We start from the raw sequence: 17362 nt of genomic DNA, 5'->3' as shown, positions 1-17362 counted from the left end.
CCGCGCGGTCCTAACGTCCACAGGCAATGCAACGGTTACCGTAACCGTTGGAATCCTCAGTGGAGCCGCTGTATGCCAAGGCCAGACCCGCCTCGGATCGCCCCCGCCGCGCGTCGTACCGTACTCGCCGGCTTCCTCGGCTCGACCTTCGAGTGGTTCGACTTCGGGCTCTATGGAACCACCGCGGCACTCGTCTTCGGCCACGTCTTCTTCCCGGCGCACAGCAGCGCGATCGGCTCCCTGCTGGCCCTCACGACGACCGCCGTCGGGTTCTTCGCCCGGCCCATCGGCGGCCTCGTCTTCGGGCACTTCGGCGACCGGGTCGGCCGCAAGAAGCTCCTGATTCTCACGATGCTGCTCATGGGCATCCCGACGTTCATGATCGGCCTGCTGCCCGGTTACGCCACGATCGGCGCGGCCGCCCCCGTGATCCTGCTGTTCCTGCGCGTACTTCAGGGCATCGGCCTCGGCGGCGAGTACGCCGGTGCCGCGCTCGCCACGATCGAGTCGGTGCCGGAGGAGCGGCGCGGCTTCTTCGGCTCCATCCCGCAGCTCGGCAACCCCGTGGGCGGCATCTTCAGCAGCGGGCTCGTGCTGCTGTGCACCTGGCTCTCCTCGGGCACGCAGTACGAGGACTGGGTGTGGCGGGTCCCGTTCCTGCTCAGCGGCATCCTGCTCGTCTACACCCTCGTGGTGCGCACGCGCCTCGCCGAGAGCGGGGACTTCATACGCCTCCAGAAGAGGCGCGGGGTGGAGAAGGCGCCGCTGATCACGCTCCTGCGCGACCACTGGGCGCCGCTGCTCCTCGCGCTGGGCGCGCGTTCGGCCGATGCCATCACCGGCAATGTCGTCGGGCCCGTGGTGACGGCGTACATCGTCACCTATCTGCACCGGAGCGACAGCATCGGGATCATCGGAACGATGATCCCGAGCATCATCTGCCTGCCGCTGATGCTCTACCTCGGCAGGCTCGGTGACCGGTTCGGGGTGCGCCGCACATTCGTGTGGAGTGTGCTGTCGATGGCCGTGACCACCTTCCCCCTGTTCGCCCTGCTGGAGACCGGGACGCTCTTCTGGATGGTGCTCGGGATCACGATCTTCCGGCTGTGCAACTCGGCCCAGTTCGCCGTCCAGAGCACGTTCCTGGCCGAGCTGTTCCCCACCGAGGTGCGCTACACGGCGGTGTCGTTCGTCTACCAGGTCGGCTCAATCCTCGGCGGTCTCACCCCGCCGGTCGCGTACGCCATGCTCGTGGCGTCCGACGGCTCGCCGTGGTGGCTGGCCCTCGCCGTGGTCGTCTCGGTCCTGTTCAGTACCGCCTGCGCGGCCGTCATCGGCCTGCGGTTCTCCCACGCCGGCCTCCGTACCACCGACGGCCCGTCGACCGACGGCGCCGCCCTCACCGAAAGGACCACCCGAGCGTGACCGCGCGCCACCGGCCCGACATCGTCCTCGTCCTGACCGACCAGCACCGTGCCGACGTCAGCGCCCGTGAGGGATTCCCGCTGGACACCACGCCGTTCCTCGACGAACTGGGACGCTCCGGGGCCTGGTTCGACCGCGCGTACACCACCTCACCGCTGTGCTGCCCCGCGCGCACCAGCCTGATGACCGGACGGTTTCCCAGCGCGCACCGCGTCACCCAGAATCCGGCGCATCCGCTCGCGGTACGCGGCGCCGATCTCTTCAGCGAGGCCCGCGCCGCCGGTTACACCACGGCGATGATCGGCAAGAACCACACCTATCTCGACGCCTCGTCCGTGGATCACTGGGTCGAGTTCATGCACGACGGCCAAGTGACCACTCCGTCAAAGGCGTTGCACAAGGAGTTCGACAAGTGGCTGGCGGCGCTGCGGCACCGCACCCATGAGAAGCCCACGCCGTTCCCGGTCGAGGCCCAGAACCCGCACCGCATCGTCGACGAGGCACTGGCCTGGGTCGCCGGCGTCCCGGAGGACCGGCCGTTCCTGCTGACGGTGTCCATCCCCGAGCCGCACAATCCGTATCAGGTGCCCGAGCCCTACTTCTCGCTCTTCCCCGAGGAGTCGCTGCCGCCGACCCGCACCGGGGCCGGCGCACTGGAGGGGAAGTCCTTCCCCTGGCAGTACCTGCGCAGCCTGGGCGAGCGCGCGGTGGCCGACTACGAGGGAGCCATCGCCCCGTCGCGTTCCAACTACTTCGGCATGCTGCGGCTCATCGACGACGAACTGCGGCGTCTGCTCACGGGGCTGGAGAGCCGGCACCGCGTACGCGAACGCGTCGTCGTCGCCACCGCGGACCACGGCGACTTCGTCGGCGAGTACGGACTGGTGCGCAAGGGCGCGGAGATCCCGGACATCCTGGCCAGGGTCCCCCTGGTCGTCAACGGGGACGCGGTGCGGCCCACCGGTGGGCCGCGTCCGGAGCACGTCTCGCTCGCGGACCTCATGCCCACACTCTGCGAGGCGATGGGGCGGGAGCTGCCCGACGGCATACAGGGGCGCAGCCTGTGGCCGTCGCTGACCGGACGGCCCTGTCCGGCGGAGGAGTTCGACAGCTCCTATGTGGAGCAGGGCATGGGAGGACTCCCCTACGGGCCCGAGGACGTGGCCGACCAGATGCCCGGACTCATCTTCGACGGCCCGGACGGCGCGCCCCGCTGGGACGAGCTCAACGCGGCCACGCAGAGCGGACGCCGCCGCAAGGTCCGCAGTGGGGACTGGACCCTGTACGCCGACATCGTCGGGGACTTCCGCCTGTACAACCTGCGCGAGGACCCGCTGGAACTGGTGGACCGCTGGTCGGACCCGGCGGCCGCCGACGAACGGGTCAGGCTGCTGTCCCTGCTGGCCGTGTGGCAGATGCGGGCCGAGGACCCGCTGCCGACGGTCCCCGGCGGCTACCGGCTCAAGCGGGACCCCCGCAACCACCTCGCTCCCTACCGGCACTCCGAGGGAAAGGGACAATCCGCATGAGACAGCGACGGCACCCGCGTGCCGAAGGAACCGGGAGGAGCAGGTGGACGTGGTTGTTCTCGCAACTCGATCAGCTCGCATTCGAAGTCGGCGCAGACGGCCCGGCGTGATCTCCTCCATGCGCGTCAGGTGGGTGTCCTTGAAGACCTCACGAAGACCAAGTGCCTGTGGAGGGCGAAGATGCAGTGCCGACCAGTACAGATGTTCTGATTCTCGGCCATAACCCAACTGTCTTAGGGTGATCGGCATGCAACTGAGGTACAGCTTCCGTCTGTACCCGAATGGGCCTCAGCGCGCGGCGCTGGCACGGGCGTTCGGGTGTGCGCGGGTGGTCTACAACGATGCGCTTCGCGCCCGTGAAACCGCCCGCACCGCAGGCGAGGCGTTCCCGAAGACCGGGGACCTGTCCAAGCTGCTGATCACCCAGGCCAAGCTCACCGAAGAGCGCGCGTGGCTCGGCGAGGTGTCCGCTGTTGTGCTCCAGCAGTCCCTGCGGGACCTGGACGCCGCGTACCGGAACTTCTTCGACGGGCTGAAGGGCAAGCGCCCACGCATGGGCGCACCCCGGTTCAAGTCCCGCAAGGACAACCGGCAGGCCGTACGGTTCACCGCGAACGCCCGATGGAAGATCACCGCCGGCGGCGACCTGTCCCTGCCGAAGATCGGGGACGTGCGGGTGAAATGGTCCCGCAGCCTTCCCTCGGTCCCGTCCACGGTCACCGTGATCAAGGACGCGGCCGGAAGGTACTTCGCGAGCTTCGTTGTGGCCACCGAGCCCGTCACCTCGGCCGAGAGCGACAGGGCCGTCGGCGTCGACCTGGGGCTGGGGCATTTCGCCGTCTTGTCCGACGGCACAAAGATCGACGCTCCTCGCTTCCTGAGCCGGGCCGAGAAGAAGCTCAAGCGCGCACAGCAGGCCCTCAGCCGCAAGACGAAGGGCTCGAACAACCGGAACAAGGCCAGGATCAAGGTCGCCCGCGCCCACGCGCAGGTCACCGACGCGCGACGCGAGTTCCACCACCAACTCTCCACCCGGCTGATCCGCGATAACCAAGCGGTCGCGGTGGAAGACCTGGCGGTGAAGGGACTCGCCCGTACGCGCCTGGCCAAGTCCGTACACGACGCTGGATGGTCCGCGTTCGTGACAATGCTGGAGTACAAGGCCGCGAAGTTCGGCCGCGGCTTCCACCGCATCGGACGGTTCGAGCCGACCTCCCAGGTCTGCTCGCAGTGCGGCGTCAAGGACGGCCCCAAGCCCCTGCACATCCGAGTGTGGGAATGCGGGGCCTGCGGAGCCGTCCTCGACCGGGACATCAACGCGGCGGTCAACGTCGCCAAGGCCGCCGGACTGGCGGTGTCAGCCTGTCGAGCGCAGGTAAGACCGGTACTCGTACCGGCCCAGCGCGGTGAAGCAGGAACCCACCGAGACGGTCAGCCGACCGTGGCAGGAATCCACGGCCTTCAGGCCGTGGAGCGGAAGTCAATACGTGGGTGTGTCGTCCGCGCCGGATCGTCCTCGGCAAGCAGAACGGTGCCTGGAGGGAGTTGGCGGGGACGGACATTCCCGGTGGCCTGTCCCCCGGGACGTGGTACCACCTGACGGTGAAGGCGGTGGGCTGCACCCTCACGGTGAACGGCAGGCCCTCGGCCTCCACCGCCACGCCGGTCGGCTTCACCCACAGGGATCCGGACTGTTCCTTCACCAGGGGCGCGATCGGGGTACGTGATCAGGCCGGGACGGCGAGTTGGCGGCATGTGACCGTCACCAGGAGCGGGAGCGGCTGAGCGCTTGCGCGCCGAGGGGCCGTCAGACGAGGGACGGTCCCTCGGTCCGGATCAGGGAAAGAGCTGTTGGCGCCCGCCGTTCGTGGACTCCCGGGCATGCAGCCAGTGCGGAGCCGTGTGCACCTCGAACGGCAGGGGCACGACCGAGCGGATGCGGGCCGCCAGGCACTTCACGGCCAGCGAGGCGATCGCCGCCTTGTCGGGGACCACGGACGTCAGTGACGGCGTGCTGTAGAGCGCCTCGTCGGAGCCGTCGATGCTCGCCACCGCGACGTCGTCCGGGATGTGCGCCCCCGCTTCGAACAGCGCCCGCTGGGCCCCGGCCGCCAGCAGGTCGCTGAAGCAGAAGACCGCGTCCGGCCGCACGCCGGCCGGCAGGGCGGCGAGGGCGCGCATCGCCAGCAGGCCGTTGCGCCGGTCGAACTCCTTGACGCAGGGAGCGAGCCGGGGGTCGTATGTCACCCCGGCTTCGTGCAGGGCGAGCTGGAAGCCTTCCAGGCGCTGACGACTGGTCGCCGACGCCTGCCGGTCCACGCCGATGGCGGCGATCCGCGTACGGCCGAGGGCGGCCAGGTGCGCGGTGGCCTCGCGCGCCGCCGCGACGTTGTCGATCAGGACGTGGTCGGCCCCCACCTGGTCGCGCGCGTAGCTGCGCTCGCCGAGCAGGACCAGCGGGAACTCGTTGGCCACGGCGGCGAGTTCGTCGGGCGAGACACCCAGGGGCGAGAGGATGACGCCGTCCAGCAGTGACGCCCCGACCCCGGTCGCCAGACGCAGTTCCTCCGTCGCGTCGCCCGACGTCTCCTCGATCAGGACGGTCAGGCCCAGCTGCGCGGCCTCGGCCCGTACGTGCTGGGCGAGTTCGGCGAAGTACGGCGTGGCCAGATCCGGGACGGCGAGGCCGATCAGGCCGCTGTGCCCGGTGCGCAGGCGGCGGGCCGACGGGTTCGGCCGGTAGCCGAGCTCGTGCACGGCCTTCAGTACGCGCTTCCGCGTGGCCTCGGACACGCGGGGAGCATCGCGTACAACGTTGGACACGGTCTTGATCGAGACCCCTGCCCGCTCCGCCACGTCCTTGAGTGTCACCGCGGCCACTGACCGAACCCCCTCACCTGTGTTTCTCCGCATTATGCACCGGTTCCGGCGGGCTGTCAGTGCCGGATCGGTCCGGAATCCCGTTCCCGACGAGGGGTTGACCGTGGCGAGATTTCGCGGTTACAACGTTGGAACCGATCAATAGCAAGCGATTGCTACCAAGGGCGTCACACGGACAACCCCGACCCGGTGTCTGACGCCCTCCACAACTCCCCCGCGCAGCGCGAACTCCCCCTCTCCCCCTGGAAGGCCCCCATGCCCGAGCCTCCGAACAGCCGGCTCCACCAGCCGAGCCGCCGGGCCGTCCTCGCCGCGGCCGCCGCCGGCCTCAGTACGGCCCTGACCTCCACGCTCTCCGGCTGCTCCGCCGCGAGCGGCAGTGCCTCAGGCGGCGTCACCCTCACGTTCTCCTGGTGGGGGAACGACGACCGCGCCGCGCGTACCGAGAAGGCGGTGCGTCTCTTCGAGAAGGAGCACCCGGGCGTCACCGTCCGCACATCCAATGGTGAATTCGGCGCCTATCTGCAAAAGCTGGCCACACAGGCAGCGGGCGGCGGAGTACCCGATGTGGTCCAGCTCGACTACCGGCAGATCTCCCAGTACGCGGGCGGCGAAGCGATCATGCCGCTGGACGACGTCATCAGGGCCAGGACGATCCGTACGTCCGAGATGGACAAGGGCCTGCTGCGCACCGGCACCTACGAGGGCGGGCAGTACGCCCTGCCCATGGGCCGCGGCATCACCGGATACGCCTACGACTCCGCCGTCTACGAGAAGGCCGGGATCCCCACGCCCCGGCCGAGCTGGACCTGGCAGGACTGGGGGGAGGCCAACAAGAAGATCGCCGCCCTGGGGCTGAAGTCCCCCGACGGGCGCCCCTACACGGGCTCCAACGACGGCGGCGACAACGAGGACGTCTTCGAGACCTGGCTGCGCGGCCGGGGCGGGAAGCTCTACGCCAGTCAGGCCGAACTCGGCTTCTCCGAGGACGACTTGACGGCCTTCTGGTCGTTCCGCGACCGGCTCCGCAGGGACGGCGCCATCGCCCAGGCCCCGGACACCGTCCAGGCCAAGAGCACCGAGACCAGCCCCATCGGCCGCCACCTCGCGGCCGCCGACTTCACCTGGGACGCGCCGTTCCCCGGGTACACGAGCCTGCTCGGCGAGGACATCCACTTCGCGCCCGTGCCCACGCACGGCGGCCACCAGGGCGCGTACTTCAAGCCGACCATGCTCATCGGCATCGGTGCGAACAGCGAGCACCCCAGGGAGGCGGCCCAGTTGATCGACTTCCTCCTCAATGACCCACGGGCGGGCGACATCCTCGGCTTCTCCCGCTCCGCCCCGCCCAACCGAAAGATCGCCGCACGGGTCGCCAAGACGCTCAAGGGACCGGAGCGGGAGATCTACGACTACGCGCAGACGATGGAGGAGTACGGCCTGGACGACCCCCCGACCGCACCGCCGCCCGGTGACCTCGCGATCCAGACGGCGTTCAAACGGAGCTACCAACGCGTGATGTACGGCATGGCCACCCCGCGGCAGGCGGCGCGCGAACTCATCGACGAGGCGAACCGGGAGCTGAGGTCATGAGCACGGTGTCGACGACGAGGGCGCCCGCGCGCGTCGGCCGCGCGACGGATCCGCGCCCGGACAAGGGCAAGCGGCGCCAGGTCCGTGAACGGCGGTGGCCCGCCTATGTGTTCCTCTCCCCGTGGATGATCGGCGCGGTCGTGCTGACCCTGGTGCCGATGGCCGTGTCGCTGTACCTGTCGTTCACGGACTACAACCTGTTCGACCCGCCGCACTGGGTGGGCCTGCGCAACTACCAGGAGATGCTCTTCGAGGATCCGCGCTACTGGCGGTCGGTCGGCACCACCATGCTGTACGTCGCCGTGGCCGTCCCGCTGAAGCTGGGCCTCGCCCTCGGCGTGGCGATGCTTCTGAAGAACCTCGGCCAGGGCCGGGGCTTCTACCGCTCCGCGTTCTACGCGCCGTCGCTGCTCGGGGCGAGCATGTCCATCGCCCTGGTGTGGAAGGCGCTGTTCAACGACGGCGGCACGGTCTCCGACGTCCTGGACGCGGTCGGCATCAACACCGGCGGCTGGGTCGGCGACCCCGCCCTCGCGGTGTACGCGGTCGTCCTGCTGACGGTCTGGCAGTTCGGCGCACCCATGGTGATCTTCCTGGCGGGCCTCCAGCAGATCTCGCCCGACCTCTACGAGGCCGCGGCGCTCGACGGCGCTGGCCGCTGGCGGCAGTTCGTGTCCATCACCGTGCCAATGCTGTCCCCGGTCGTCTTCTTCAACCTGGTCCTCGAGGTCATCAACTCCTTCCAGGTCTTCACCCCGGCCTTCGCCATCAGCGGCGGCGACGGCGGACCCGCCGACTCCACGATGTTCTACACGCTCTATCTCTACGAGCGCGGCTTCACGGCCTCGCATATGGGCTACGCCGCGGCGATGGCCTGGCTGCTGTTGATCGCCATCGGCGCGATCACCCTGATCCTGTTCCGGACCTCCCGGTCCTGGGTCTTCTACGCGGACGAGGAGGGTCGATGAACATCGCCACGAAGCGGTGGCTGCCGCACACCGTCGCGGCCGTGTGCCTGCTGGTCCTGCTGTACCCCCTCGCCTGGTTGCTCGCCACCTCGCTCAAACCGGCCGACGAGGTGGTGACGAGCCTCGATCTGTGGCCCAGCCACCTGGAGTGGTCGAACTACACGACCGCCCTGGACGGGGTCTCGGGCATCACCGTCAACCGCCTGCTCGGCAACACCCTGCTGATCGCGGTGGGTGCCGTGGTCGGCAACGTCCTGTCCTGCTCGCTGGCCGCCTACGCCTTCGCCCGGCTGCGCTTCCGCATGAGCAAGGTGATGTTCGCCTTCATGGTGGCGACGCTGATGCTGCCGCACCACGTCGTGCTGATTCCGCAGTACATCATCTTCAACCGCCTGGGCCTGGTGGACAGTTACTGGCCGCTGATCCTGCCGAAGTTCCTGGCCACCGAGGCGTTCTTCGTCTTCCTCATCGTCCAGTTCATGCGCGGGCTGCCGCGCGAGCTGGAGGAGGCCGCCCGGATCGACGGTTGCGGGCCGTTCCGCACGTACTGGTCGATCACACTGCCGCTGACCCGTCCCGCGCTGATCACCACGGCCATCTTCACGTTCATCTGGACGTGGAACGACTTCTTCACGCAGATGATCTACCTCTTCGCGCCGGAGAAGTTCACCATCACGCTCGCCCTGCGCAGCTTCGTCGATCAGTCCAGCACGTCCGCGTACGGCCCCATGTTCGCCATGTCGGTGATCTCGGTGCTGCCGATCGTGCTGTTCTTCTTCGTCTTCCAGCGCTATCTCGTGCAGGGCATGGCCACGTCCGGACTGAAGGGGTGAGGCACACCATGGCCCACGTATCGGCCACGCCCCGGCGCGAGCGCCGGGAGGCCGGAGAGGTCTTCGGCTCCGGCTTCAGCCTCTTCGCCGACATGCTGCTCGTCGGCCTGCTCACCAGTCTCGCCTGTCTGCCGGTCGTCACGGCCCCGGCCGCGTTCGCCGCCGCGTCCGCGACGCTCCGGCAGGCCGCGGGCAACGGCGTCCAGGTCAGGGCCGGTACGTACGGCGCTCACTTCCGTGCCCACCTGTCCGCGCGCTCGGCGGCCCTCGGTCTGGTGCCGCCGGTGCTCGCGGCGGTCGTCCTGATCGATGCCGCGCTGATGCGCACCGCGCTGCCCGGAGCGGCCGTCATGGCGCCCGCCCTCGCGCTGCTCGTCCTGGGCGCCGCGGTCGTGGCGCTGCGGGCGGCCGCGCTCGAGACACCGCACCCGCTGTCCGCGCGCGAGGCGCTGCTCCGCTCGGCCGCGGACCCGCGCGGCACTCTTCTCCTGGCCGGTGCGGTGATCCTCGGCGGGCTCCTGGCCTGGTCGATTCCGCTGCTGATCCCGCTGCTGCCGGGCCCGCTGGCGTTCGCCGCCACGGTCGTGGACCTCCGCTCCCCAATGGACCCCCGTTCCCCGGCCGACGCCCTGGAGAACTGAACCGCGGGCGCGCCACCTCCCCCGTCCATCGCCTACGCACCTCCCCACCCCTCACCTACGCACCACCTCACCGGAGTTCACGCATGCCCTACCCGCACCTGGACGCCGCAGGCCATCCGAGGCCGCAGCTGATCCGCGATCCCGACTGGCGCGACATCGGCGGTCCCTGGCGGTTCGCCCATGACGACGAGGACCGCGGCCGCGCCGACCGGTGGATGGACCCGGCCACCTCCGCACCGTTCACCGGCGCCGTCACCGTGCCCTATCCGCCCGAGTCCGCGGCCTCGGGCGTGGCGGACACCGGTTTCCACCCCGTGCTCTGGTACCGGCGCGTGATCGACGTGCCCCGGCCGGCCGCCGGGCGGCGGCTCCTGCTGCACTTCGGTGCGGTCGACCACCGGGCCGAGGTCTGGCTGAACGGCCGCCCGGTGGGACGTCACGAGGGCGGGCACACCGGCTTCACCTGCGATCTGACCGACGCCGTCGACCGGGACGGCGAGCAGACCGTCGTCGTCCGCGCCGAGGACCAGCCGCTCGACGCCGCGCAGCCACGCGGCAAGCAGGACTGGCGCCGGGATCCGCATGTCATCTGGTACCACCGCACCTCCGGGATCTGGCAGCCGGTGTGGCTGGAGGAGGTCCCGGCCGAGCACATCATGCTTCTGCACTGGACCCCCGAGGTCGCCCACGCCCGCGTCCGCTGCCGGCTGCGTCTGGGCCACTGGCCGCGGCGTCCGCTCACCGTGACGGTCCGCCTCACGCGGGGCGAGCGGGTACTCGCCGAGCAGCGGACGCTGATCGAGGGCCAGGAGGCGGAGTTCGACGTCGCGGTGCCCGCCCTGCGCCACGGGCAGGACCTCGACGACCTGCTCTGGAGTCCGGAGCGGCCGCAACTCATCGACGCGGTGGTGGAGTTGCGCGACGCGGCGGATGGCACACCGGTCGACCGCGTCACGTCCTACCTCGGTCTGCGCGACATCGGCTGGGACGACGGCGTCTTCCTCCTCAACCACAAGCCGTACTTCCTCCGGTTCGCGCTCCAGCAGGGCTACTGGCCCGCTTCGCATCTGTCGGCCTCGGCCGGCGAATTGCGCCGCGATGTCGAACTGGCGAAGGAGATCGGCCTCAACGGGCTGCGCGTCCACCAGAAGATCGAGGACCCGCGCTTCCTGTACTGGGCCGACCGGCTCGGGCTGCTGCTGTGGGAGGAGATGCCGTCGGCGTACGCGTTCGGCGCGCGGACCGTCGAGCGCGTGGTCGCCGAGTGGACCGAGGCCGTCTCCCGCGACCTCAGCCACCCCTCGATCGTCGCCTGGATCCCGATCAACGAATCCTGGTCCGTGCCGAACCCGGCGCTCGTCCCCGCACAGCGCCACTTCATGGACGCCCTCTACCACCTGACCAAGGCCCTGGACCCCTCGCGCCCGGCCGTCTCCAACGACGGCTGGGAGATCTCCGCCGCCGACATCTGGGGCGTCCACGACTACACCCAGCACGGGAACGTACTGCGCGAGCGCTACGGCCACGCCTCGCTGCGGCAAGGCGAGATCGCCGAGCGGTGGCCCGGCGCCAAACGCCTGACCCTGGACGGCGTCCGCCACCAAGGGCAGCCCGTCGTCCTCAGCGAGTTCGGCGGCGCGACCTTCGAACCGGCGGAGGGCGCCGAGTGGTTCGGCTACGACACCGTCGCCACGAAGGAGGACTTCGCCGAACGCCTCGCCGACCTGGTGGCCGCCGCGGTGGACTCCGGGCTCGCGGGCTTCTGCTACACCCAGTTCACCGACACGGAACAAGAGACCAACGGCCTGCTCACACCGGACCGCCAGCCGAAGATCCCCCTGGCCGAACTGCGCGAAATTCTCACCCGAACCCGTGCATGAGGAGACATCGCCATGGCGCGATCCGCGTACGAGTACGGCCGTCGCCGAGTGCTCCAGGCATCCGCTCTCGCCTTCGCCGCGGTACTGAGCCCATGGAGCACGGCGGCCGGCTTCGCCGCATCGGCATCCATCCCCGATGAGGACGGCTACGGCCTCGCGGCTGTCCGCGTTCGCGATCACGGATCCGGCCGCCCCGGCACCGTCCATGGTGGCCCTGAGGGCGGCGGCGGATCCGGTGTGGTGGACGGGCCGGGCCAACCCGGTCACGGTGCTGGTACGCAACACCGGCGCCGAGGACCGCGACGTCACCGCCCGGCTGGTCACCCCCGACGGCTGGTCCGGCACCGAGCGGACCGTGACCGTCGCCGCCGGAGCCGAGCGAGAGCTGACGGTCACCGCGACCCCGGTGGCCACTCCGGGATTCGCCACCGTCGAGATCCGGCTCACCAGCGGCGACGAGGAGGTCGAGCGCGGCCGGTCGGTCTCTGTGGTCACCGCGCCGCACCCCGATGACGCGGCCACGGCCTTCGACGCCGGCCCACCGTCCAGCCCGCTGCTGACCGGTCTCTCTGGATCGACGGCTGGCCGACCGTGCGCGCGGGCGCCTGGACCAGCGAGGACCGGCAGACCGCACCGACGGGCGCCTGGGACGCGGGCAGCACCTTCGACGACGGTCCCGGCCGCTTCGACATCCTCGGACCCGGCTCCTGGGCCATGGGTTCGGACAGCGACTCGGGACGCTATGCCCACGGCCGGTCCCGGACCGCGGTCCCGCAGCTGTTGCTGCCGCGGCGGGCCCCCGAGGGCGATGTGAGGATCGAGGCCGATGTGCGGCTGCGCGACGACGAGGGCCGGGTCGGCCTCGTCCTGGCCTCCGGGGGACGGTCCAGCCACGCCGTGGCCTGGTTCGATGCCACCGGGACACTCTCCGTCGAGGTCACCCGGGACCGGAAGGTGGTGCGGAAGCGGACCGCTCGTCTGCACTCGAACACCGATCCGCGGACCTGGCACTCGCTCACGGCCGAGATCCGCGACGGGGCGGCGCACATACAGGTCAGCCCGGCCATGCTCGACATGCCGCTGGCCGAGCTGACGGTGGACGTGCCAAAGGACTGGCGCCGCGGCGGTGTCGCCTCGACCCGCGGCGCCGGCGAGGCGGACAACGTCGGCGTGACCCGGCTCTACACGCCGGTGACCGTCGAACAGCCGGACCCCCGGATCGGAGCCCGGCTGCCGGAGTACGACGAGGACTTCGACGACGACCAGCTGGACGGCTGGAAGTGGTTCGGCCCCGCCGACGGGAAGGTCGCCGACGGCCAGTACGTGTGGCCGACGCAGGACGCCGACTTCTCCGGCAAGGGGACGATGGCATCGGCGCTGCTGCGTGACGCTCCGACCGGCACCTACACGGTCGAGATCAAGCTGCGCTTCCCGATCAGCGACGCCCTCGACGGACGCGGCCAAGCCGGGATGATCGCCTTCCGGAGCCCGGCGGACTCGATCCATCTGGCTCCGACACGGACCGGCCCCTCACGGCAGGCGTTCCTGTGGATCGGCCGGGACCGTGACAGCTGGCCGGAGATGCAGCTGGGGCCGTCTGCCGACACCATGTGGCTGCGGCTGCGCCATACCGTCGATCCGAAGACGGGCGAGCACAGGTTCCAGCCGGCCACGAGTCGGGACGGTGAGCACTACATCTGGGGTGGGGTCTGGCATCTGCCCGCCGGTTCCGACCCGTCCATCGGCCTCGTCTCCCTGGCCGGTGAGGGAGTGACCGCACGCTTCGACTATGTGCGCTTCTACTCCTGACGCCGTTCCCGCCGCCGCCTCCCCACGCATCGAAGTCCAAGGTCGATTGTCAGTGGTGGGTGAGAAGGTAGGAACATCGAGAAGGAAAAAGAGGGGGCGCGGCATGTCCGGAGACCAGAACTACATCAATCACGTTGCTCTTGTGCTGGACGCCAGTTCGTCCATGTCACACCTGCGCGGAAAGGTCGTCGAAGTCGCCGACCAGCAGATTGCGTATCTGGCCCGCCGATCGAAGGAACTGGACCAGGAAACCCGCGTCACGGTGTACGTCTTCGCCGACAAGGTGGAGTGCGTCATCTACGACAAGGACGTGCTGCGGATGCCGTCCCTGAAGCAGCTCTACCGGGTCGGTGGAATGACGGCTCTGCTGGCGGCCACACTGAAGTCGCAGCGGGAGCTGGCTCAGACGGCTCAACTGTACGGCGACCACAGCTTCCTGACGTTCGTGCTGACGGACGGCCAGGAGAACGCAAGCCATCGCTGCCTGGATGCCCCCACCAAGAATCCGCGTGAACTCGTGCAGGCCGTGGCCAAGTTGATGGCGACGCAGGAGGACAACTGGACACTGGCCGTCCTCGTGCCGGACCAGATGGGCAAGCGCGAGGCCATGCAGTGCGGTTTCCCGAAGGACAACATCGCCATCTGGGACGCCACGAGCACACAGGGACTGGAGGAGGCGGGGCAGGTCATCCAGCAGGCCACCGAGAACTTCATGGTGGGCCGGGCACAAGGCATCCGGGGATCGCGGGCGGTATTCTCCACGGGCGCCGAGGCGGTCAACAAGGACACCATCAAGGCAGCCGGCCTCACCCCGGTGGACCCATCGAAATACCAGCTGATTCCGGTGGCTCGCGAAGCGGCGATCCGGGAATGGGTCGTCGAATGCGGGCACACCTTCCGTACCGGCTGTGCGTTCTATCAGCTGAGCAAGTCGGAGAAAATCCAGGCGCGGAAGCAGATTGCGGTGCTGGAGAAGAAGACGGACCGGGTTTACACGGGGCCGGAGGCCCGATCCCTGCTCGGCCTGCCGGATACGGAAGTTCGCGTCAATCCGGACCGCAACGACGACTTCACGATATTCGTGCAGAGCACCAGCGTGAACCGGAAGCTGGTACCGCACACGCGGCTGCTGCTCATGATCTGAGGCGATGCGAGCTGGGCCCCCGGGCCCGGACGGTCGAAGTGAGCGAGGTGCCGCGACCCCGTTGTCCGGGGGCGCGGCACCTCCGGCGCGCGTCCATGAAATCCACGAGGAGCAACACCCCTCAGCCATGGCTCATCCATGCCAGGAGTCAGCCGGGCCCATCGCTGGCGGCCGCGAGGAGTGGCACCACCAGATCGCTGATCGGCGTCGGGATGCCGTGGGCCCGTCCGCGGCGCAGCACGACGCCGTTGCGGGTGTCCCATTCGAGCGGCCGGTCGGCTTCGCGGTCGGCGAGGATGGAGGTGCCCATATCGGCCGGGTAGGCCTGGAAGCTGTCAATGATCTCCCGCGGCACCTCGTCGCCCAGTACCGCGCCCTCGGCTCGGGCAACCTCGAGGCACTCCCGCAGATAGGCCATCGACAGCTCGACGATATCGGCCCTGGCGAACATGCCGGTGCGGCGGCCGGTGAGGACCATCAAGCCGGCGGCCGCGTTCTGCAACAGCTTGCGCCACGCCACAGACGTGAAGTCCGTGGCCAGGTCGGCCGAACACCGAGTGCCGCGCAGAGCCTCGGTCACCACACGAGACGCCGGCGTGTCCGGCAGGGTGAGGCGCGCTTCGCCGCGCAACCACACCGAACCGTCGGGCCGCGCTTGGGCGGGGAACCATACGACCGAGGGGATGGCCCGGGCGCCGGAGAGGTGAGGCGCGACAATCGATTCCTGCTCGACGCCGTTCTGGAGAACACAGACGACGGTGTCCGGACCGCACATCGCCGTCAGCCATGGCGCCGCCGCCTCGACCTGCGTCGACTTGACGGCAAGGAAAACAAGGTCGACCGCTCCATCAGCCCGTGCCGGGTCGATCCGCACAGGCCCCGGCACGACGACGCGACCTTCGCCCATGTGCAGTTCGAGGCGATCACGCGCCGTGCGGCCACAAATCCTCGGTGTACGGCCGACCTCATGCAGCGCCGCCGCCACGGTCGTGCCGATCGCCCCCGGCCCCACGACTGCGACGGTTGGATCCATCGACATCATCATCTCCCTTGAGTAACTCCCCGGGACGACTACCGCTGTGCGGCAGCCCGGCGCGCGTGGTGACTCACATCGCCGATCAGGTTGATGCGGACCCGTCGCTCCGCGAAGCGCCACTGCCCATCGCGGCGCTCGAAGCGGTCATGGTAACGACCGGCGGCGATGGGTTGCAGCGGCAGGTCGGGCAGTGCCTGGAACACGGTGACGTACGAGCGCGATACCGCCGTGCTCGCCTGTTCATCGACCTCGATGGCCACATTGGTGGTGACATGGTGGGTTCGCGGCGTGCCGTCGGCGTAGACGATCAACGTATCCTTGAACATCTTCTCGATCGCCTCGCGCCCGCTGGCCGGCTCGCCGGTGCCCGTGAAGGTGGCTTCGGCGAGAAGCGTGCCGAGTCCCGCGAAATCGCCGTCGTCCACGAGTTCGGCGTAACGTGCGATCAAGTTCTCGATGGCTCGGTGGCTCGACGTCGGATCGGCGGGCGTGCCGATGGATGTGGACATGGTCTCCTCCAAGCGAAGCGGGAGATCTTCAGCGTGCCGCGCCCGGCGACAGCAAGACTGCGGATCGCCCGGTTGCGACACGTCAGCTTGGCACGTTCTGACACCTGGATGAACGCCGCTGCTCATCTCGTACGGACTCCGGGCCGGGCTCATACCGGCGCACTGGCACCTGCGTGGAGGATGCCACGGGACGGACACCGGCACGGGTGGCGCCGACGCTGGCCACGACCACGAGAACCAGGCCAACTGTCGCAACCACCCCGGGGCGCTGGCCGAGGACGAGCAGACCGACGATGAGGGCGATGGCGGGCTCAAGGCTCATCAGGGTGCCGAACGCGGACGTGGTCAGATGGCGCAGGGCGAGAAACTCGAGAGCGAAGGGGATGACGGGGCTGAGCACCGCCAGAGCCAGCATGGTCCACAGCGGTGACCACGTGACGCGTTCGGCGAGGTCCGGGGCGGCGATACCCAGCCCCACCACCGCGGCGATCGGCATGGAGACAGCCAGCCCTTTCAGGCCGGTGACGCGATCACCGACCCGTTGGGTCAGCAGAATGTACGCGGCCCAGCACCCCGCGGCGAGGAGCGCGCTCCCCACTCCCACGGGGTCGGCGCCGCCGTGCCAGGGCTCGGTCAGCAGCACGACGCCCGTCGCCGCCGCGGCCGCCCAGATCAGGCGCCCCTTCCTCGGTCCGAAGAGGGAGACGGTGAGCGGTCCCAAGAATTCCAGTGCGCTTGCGGTCCCCAGCGGGAGACGGGCGATCGCCTGCATGAAGAAGACCATCATTCCGGCGGTCACCAGACCGAGCACCACGCAGGCAAGAAGATCCCGGGAGCTGAAATCACGAGGCCGGGGGCGGATGGCGACCAGCAGAATCAGCCCCGCCCAGCCCAGGCGCAGCCCTGCGGTTCCCAGCGCGCCGAGCTGTCCGAACAGCGGAACCGTCAGGGCCGATCCGAGTTGCACGGTACACATCGCGGTGGCGGCCATGAGGAAACCGGCCCCGGCGCCGGCATGGCGCGAGCGACGGGAAGGACGAGCCTGAGGCGGTACGGGAGCGTTCATGGGCTCCAGTAGAGATCCTCGACACCGTTCACGTCCACGTGCCGATCCC

General features: G+C 69.3%; 14 protein-coding genes. 10 read left to right on the top strand and 4 right to left on the bottom strand.

The window, feature by feature from the left end:
* Positions 1-72 precede the first annotated feature (72 nt).
* The 3 genes from ACJX2R_RS48235 to ACJX2R_RS48225 all read left to right on the top strand — a co-directional run bounded on the left by ACJX2R_RS48235 (position 73) and on the right by ACJX2R_RS48225 (position 4554).
* Positions 73-1425, top strand: a complete 1353-nt coding sequence (locus ACJX2R_RS48235) for an MFS transporter (RefSeq protein ID WP_413105325.1) — start codon at positions 73-75, stop codon at positions 1423-1425.
* On the top strand, positions 1422-2954 hold the full coding sequence (locus tag ACJX2R_RS48230) for a sulfatase-like hydrolase/transferase (protein ID WP_413105324.1): 1533 nt from the start codon (positions 1422-1424) through the stop codon (positions 2952-2954). The genes ACJX2R_RS48235 and ACJX2R_RS48230 overlap by 4 nt, the downstream gene beginning before the upstream one ends.
* Before the next feature lie 247 nt (positions 2955-3201).
* Positions 3202-4554 (top strand): RNA-guided endonuclease InsQ/TnpB family protein, encoded by a 1353-nt coding sequence (locus ACJX2R_RS48225; RefSeq protein WP_413105323.1) that lies wholly within the window; start codon positions 3202-3204, stop codon positions 4552-4554.
* Between the two features lie 236 nt (positions 4555-4790).
* On the opposite strand, the gene ACJX2R_RS48220 is transcribed toward ACJX2R_RS48225, so the two are convergent.
* Complete coding sequence (locus tag ACJX2R_RS48220) at positions 4791-5834, bottom strand: LacI family DNA-binding transcriptional regulator (RefSeq protein WP_413105322.1); 1044 nt, start codon at positions 5832-5834, stop codon at positions 4791-4793.
* 255 nt (positions 5835-6089) lie between these two features.
* On the opposite strand from ACJX2R_RS48220, the gene ACJX2R_RS48215 reads away from it, so the two are divergent.
* The 7 genes from ACJX2R_RS48215 to ACJX2R_RS48185 all read left to right on the top strand — a co-directional run bounded on the left by ACJX2R_RS48215 (position 6090) and on the right by ACJX2R_RS48185 (position 14702).
* Positions 6090-7427, top strand: coding sequence for an ABC transporter substrate-binding protein (locus ACJX2R_RS48215; RefSeq protein WP_413106141.1), 1338 nt, complete (start codon positions 6090-6092; stop codon positions 7425-7427).
* The gene (locus tag ACJX2R_RS48210; protein WP_413105321.1) at positions 7424-8395 is read left to right on the top strand and encodes a carbohydrate ABC transporter permease; all 972 of its coding nucleotides are present in this window, start codon (positions 7424-7426) and stop codon (positions 8393-8395) included. Before ACJX2R_RS48215 ends, ACJX2R_RS48210 begins: the two co-directional genes overlap by 4 nt.
* The gene (locus ACJX2R_RS48205) at positions 8392-9228 is read left to right on the top strand and encodes a carbohydrate ABC transporter permease (protein WP_413105320.1); all 837 of its coding nucleotides are present in this window, start codon (positions 8392-8394) and stop codon (positions 9226-9228) included. Before ACJX2R_RS48210 ends, ACJX2R_RS48205 begins: the two co-directional genes overlap by 4 nt.
* 8 nt (positions 9229-9236) lie before the next feature.
* Positions 9237-9869, top strand: a complete 633-nt coding sequence (locus ACJX2R_RS48200) for a hypothetical protein (RefSeq protein ID WP_413105319.1) — start codon at positions 9237-9239, stop codon at positions 9867-9869.
* Positions 9870-9952: 83 nt separating this feature from the next.
* Positions 9953-11749, top strand: a complete 1797-nt coding sequence (locus tag ACJX2R_RS48195) for a sugar-binding domain-containing protein (RefSeq protein ID WP_413105318.1) — start codon at positions 9953-9955, stop codon at positions 11747-11749.
* Positions 11750-12340: 591 nt separating this feature from the next.
* Complete coding sequence (locus ACJX2R_RS48190) at positions 12341-13558, top strand: hypothetical protein (RefSeq protein ID WP_413105317.1); 1218 nt, start codon at positions 12341-12343, stop codon at positions 13556-13558.
* A 103-nt stretch (positions 13559-13661) separates the two neighbouring features.
* Entirely contained in the window at positions 13662-14702 is a 1041-nt protein-coding gene (locus tag ACJX2R_RS48185) for a vWA domain-containing protein (protein WP_262697963.1), read from the top strand.
* 148 nt (positions 14703-14850) lie between these two features.
* Here the strand turns inward: ACJX2R_RS48185 and ACJX2R_RS48180 are convergent, their stop codons facing one another.
* From ACJX2R_RS48180 to ACJX2R_RS48170, 3 genes are all read right to left on the bottom strand, one after another.
* A complete protein-coding gene (locus ACJX2R_RS48180) occupies positions 14851-15735 on the bottom strand; it encodes an oxidoreductase (protein ID WP_413105316.1) in 885 nt (294 codons plus the stop codon).
* Positions 15736-15773: 38 nt separating this feature from the next.
* Complete coding sequence (locus ACJX2R_RS48175; protein ID WP_413105315.1) at positions 15774-16247, bottom strand: nuclear transport factor 2 family protein; 474 nt, start codon at positions 16245-16247, stop codon at positions 15774-15776.
* 82 nt (positions 16248-16329) lie between these two features.
* Positions 16330-17238 carry an EamA family transporter gene (locus ACJX2R_RS48170; RefSeq protein ID WP_413105314.1) on the bottom strand — a complete coding sequence of 303 codons (909 nt, stop codon included), beginning with the start codon at positions 17236-17238 and terminating at the stop codon, positions 16330-16332.
* Between the last annotated feature and the right edge of the window lie 124 nt (positions 17239-17362).

The sequence above is a fragment of the Streptomyces sp. Inha503 genome, assembly GCF_047215865.1.
Classification (GTDB): Bacteria; Actinomycetota; Actinomycetes; order Streptomycetales; family Streptomycetaceae; genus Streptomyces; species Streptomyces lycopersici.
Note: the sequence above shows the minus strand (reverse complement) of the source record. Positions and strands in the feature narration are given on the sequence as shown.

Bases quoted from the DNA above. Each gene is read 5' to 3' on its own strand.
- ACJX2R_RS48235 (WP_413105325.1), top strand. From the start codon at position 73: ATGCCAAGGCCAGACCCGCCTCGGATCGCCCCCGCCGCGCGTCGTACC.
- ACJX2R_RS48225 (WP_413105323.1), top strand. From the start codon at position 3,202: ATGCAACTGAGGTACAGCTTCCGTCTGTACCCGAATGGGCCTCAGCGC.
- ACJX2R_RS48215 (WP_413106141.1), top strand. From the start codon at position 6,090: ATGCCCGAGCCTCCGAACAGCCGGCTCCACCAGCCGAGCCGCCGGGCC.
- ACJX2R_RS48210 (WP_413105321.1), top strand. From the start codon at position 7,424: ATGAGCACGGTGTCGACGACGAGGGCGCCCGCGCGCGTCGGCCGCGCG.
- ACJX2R_RS48205 (WP_413105320.1), top strand. From the start codon at position 8,392: ATGAACATCGCCACGAAGCGGTGGCTGCCGCACACCGTCGCGGCCGTG.
- ACJX2R_RS48200 (WP_413105319.1), top strand. From the start codon at position 9,237: ATGGCCCACGTATCGGCCACGCCCCGGCGCGAGCGCCGGGAGGCCGGA.
- ACJX2R_RS48195 (WP_413105318.1), top strand. From the start codon at position 9,953: ATGCCCTACCCGCACCTGGACGCCGCAGGCCATCCGAGGCCGCAGCTG.
- ACJX2R_RS48185 (WP_262697963.1), top strand. From the start codon at position 13,662: ATGTCCGGAGACCAGAACTACATCAATCACGTTGCTCTTGTGCTGGAC.
- ACJX2R_RS48180 (WP_413105316.1), bottom strand. From the start codon at position 15,735: ATGGATCCAACCGTCGCAGTCGTGGGGCCGGGGGCGATCGGCACGACC.
- ACJX2R_RS48175 (WP_413105315.1), bottom strand. From the start codon at position 16,247: ATGTCCACATCCATCGGCACGCCCGCCGATCCGACGTCGAGCCACCGA.
- ACJX2R_RS48170 (WP_413105314.1), bottom strand. From the start codon at position 17,238: ATGGCCGCCACCGCGATGTGTACCGTGCAACTCGGATCGGCCCTGACG.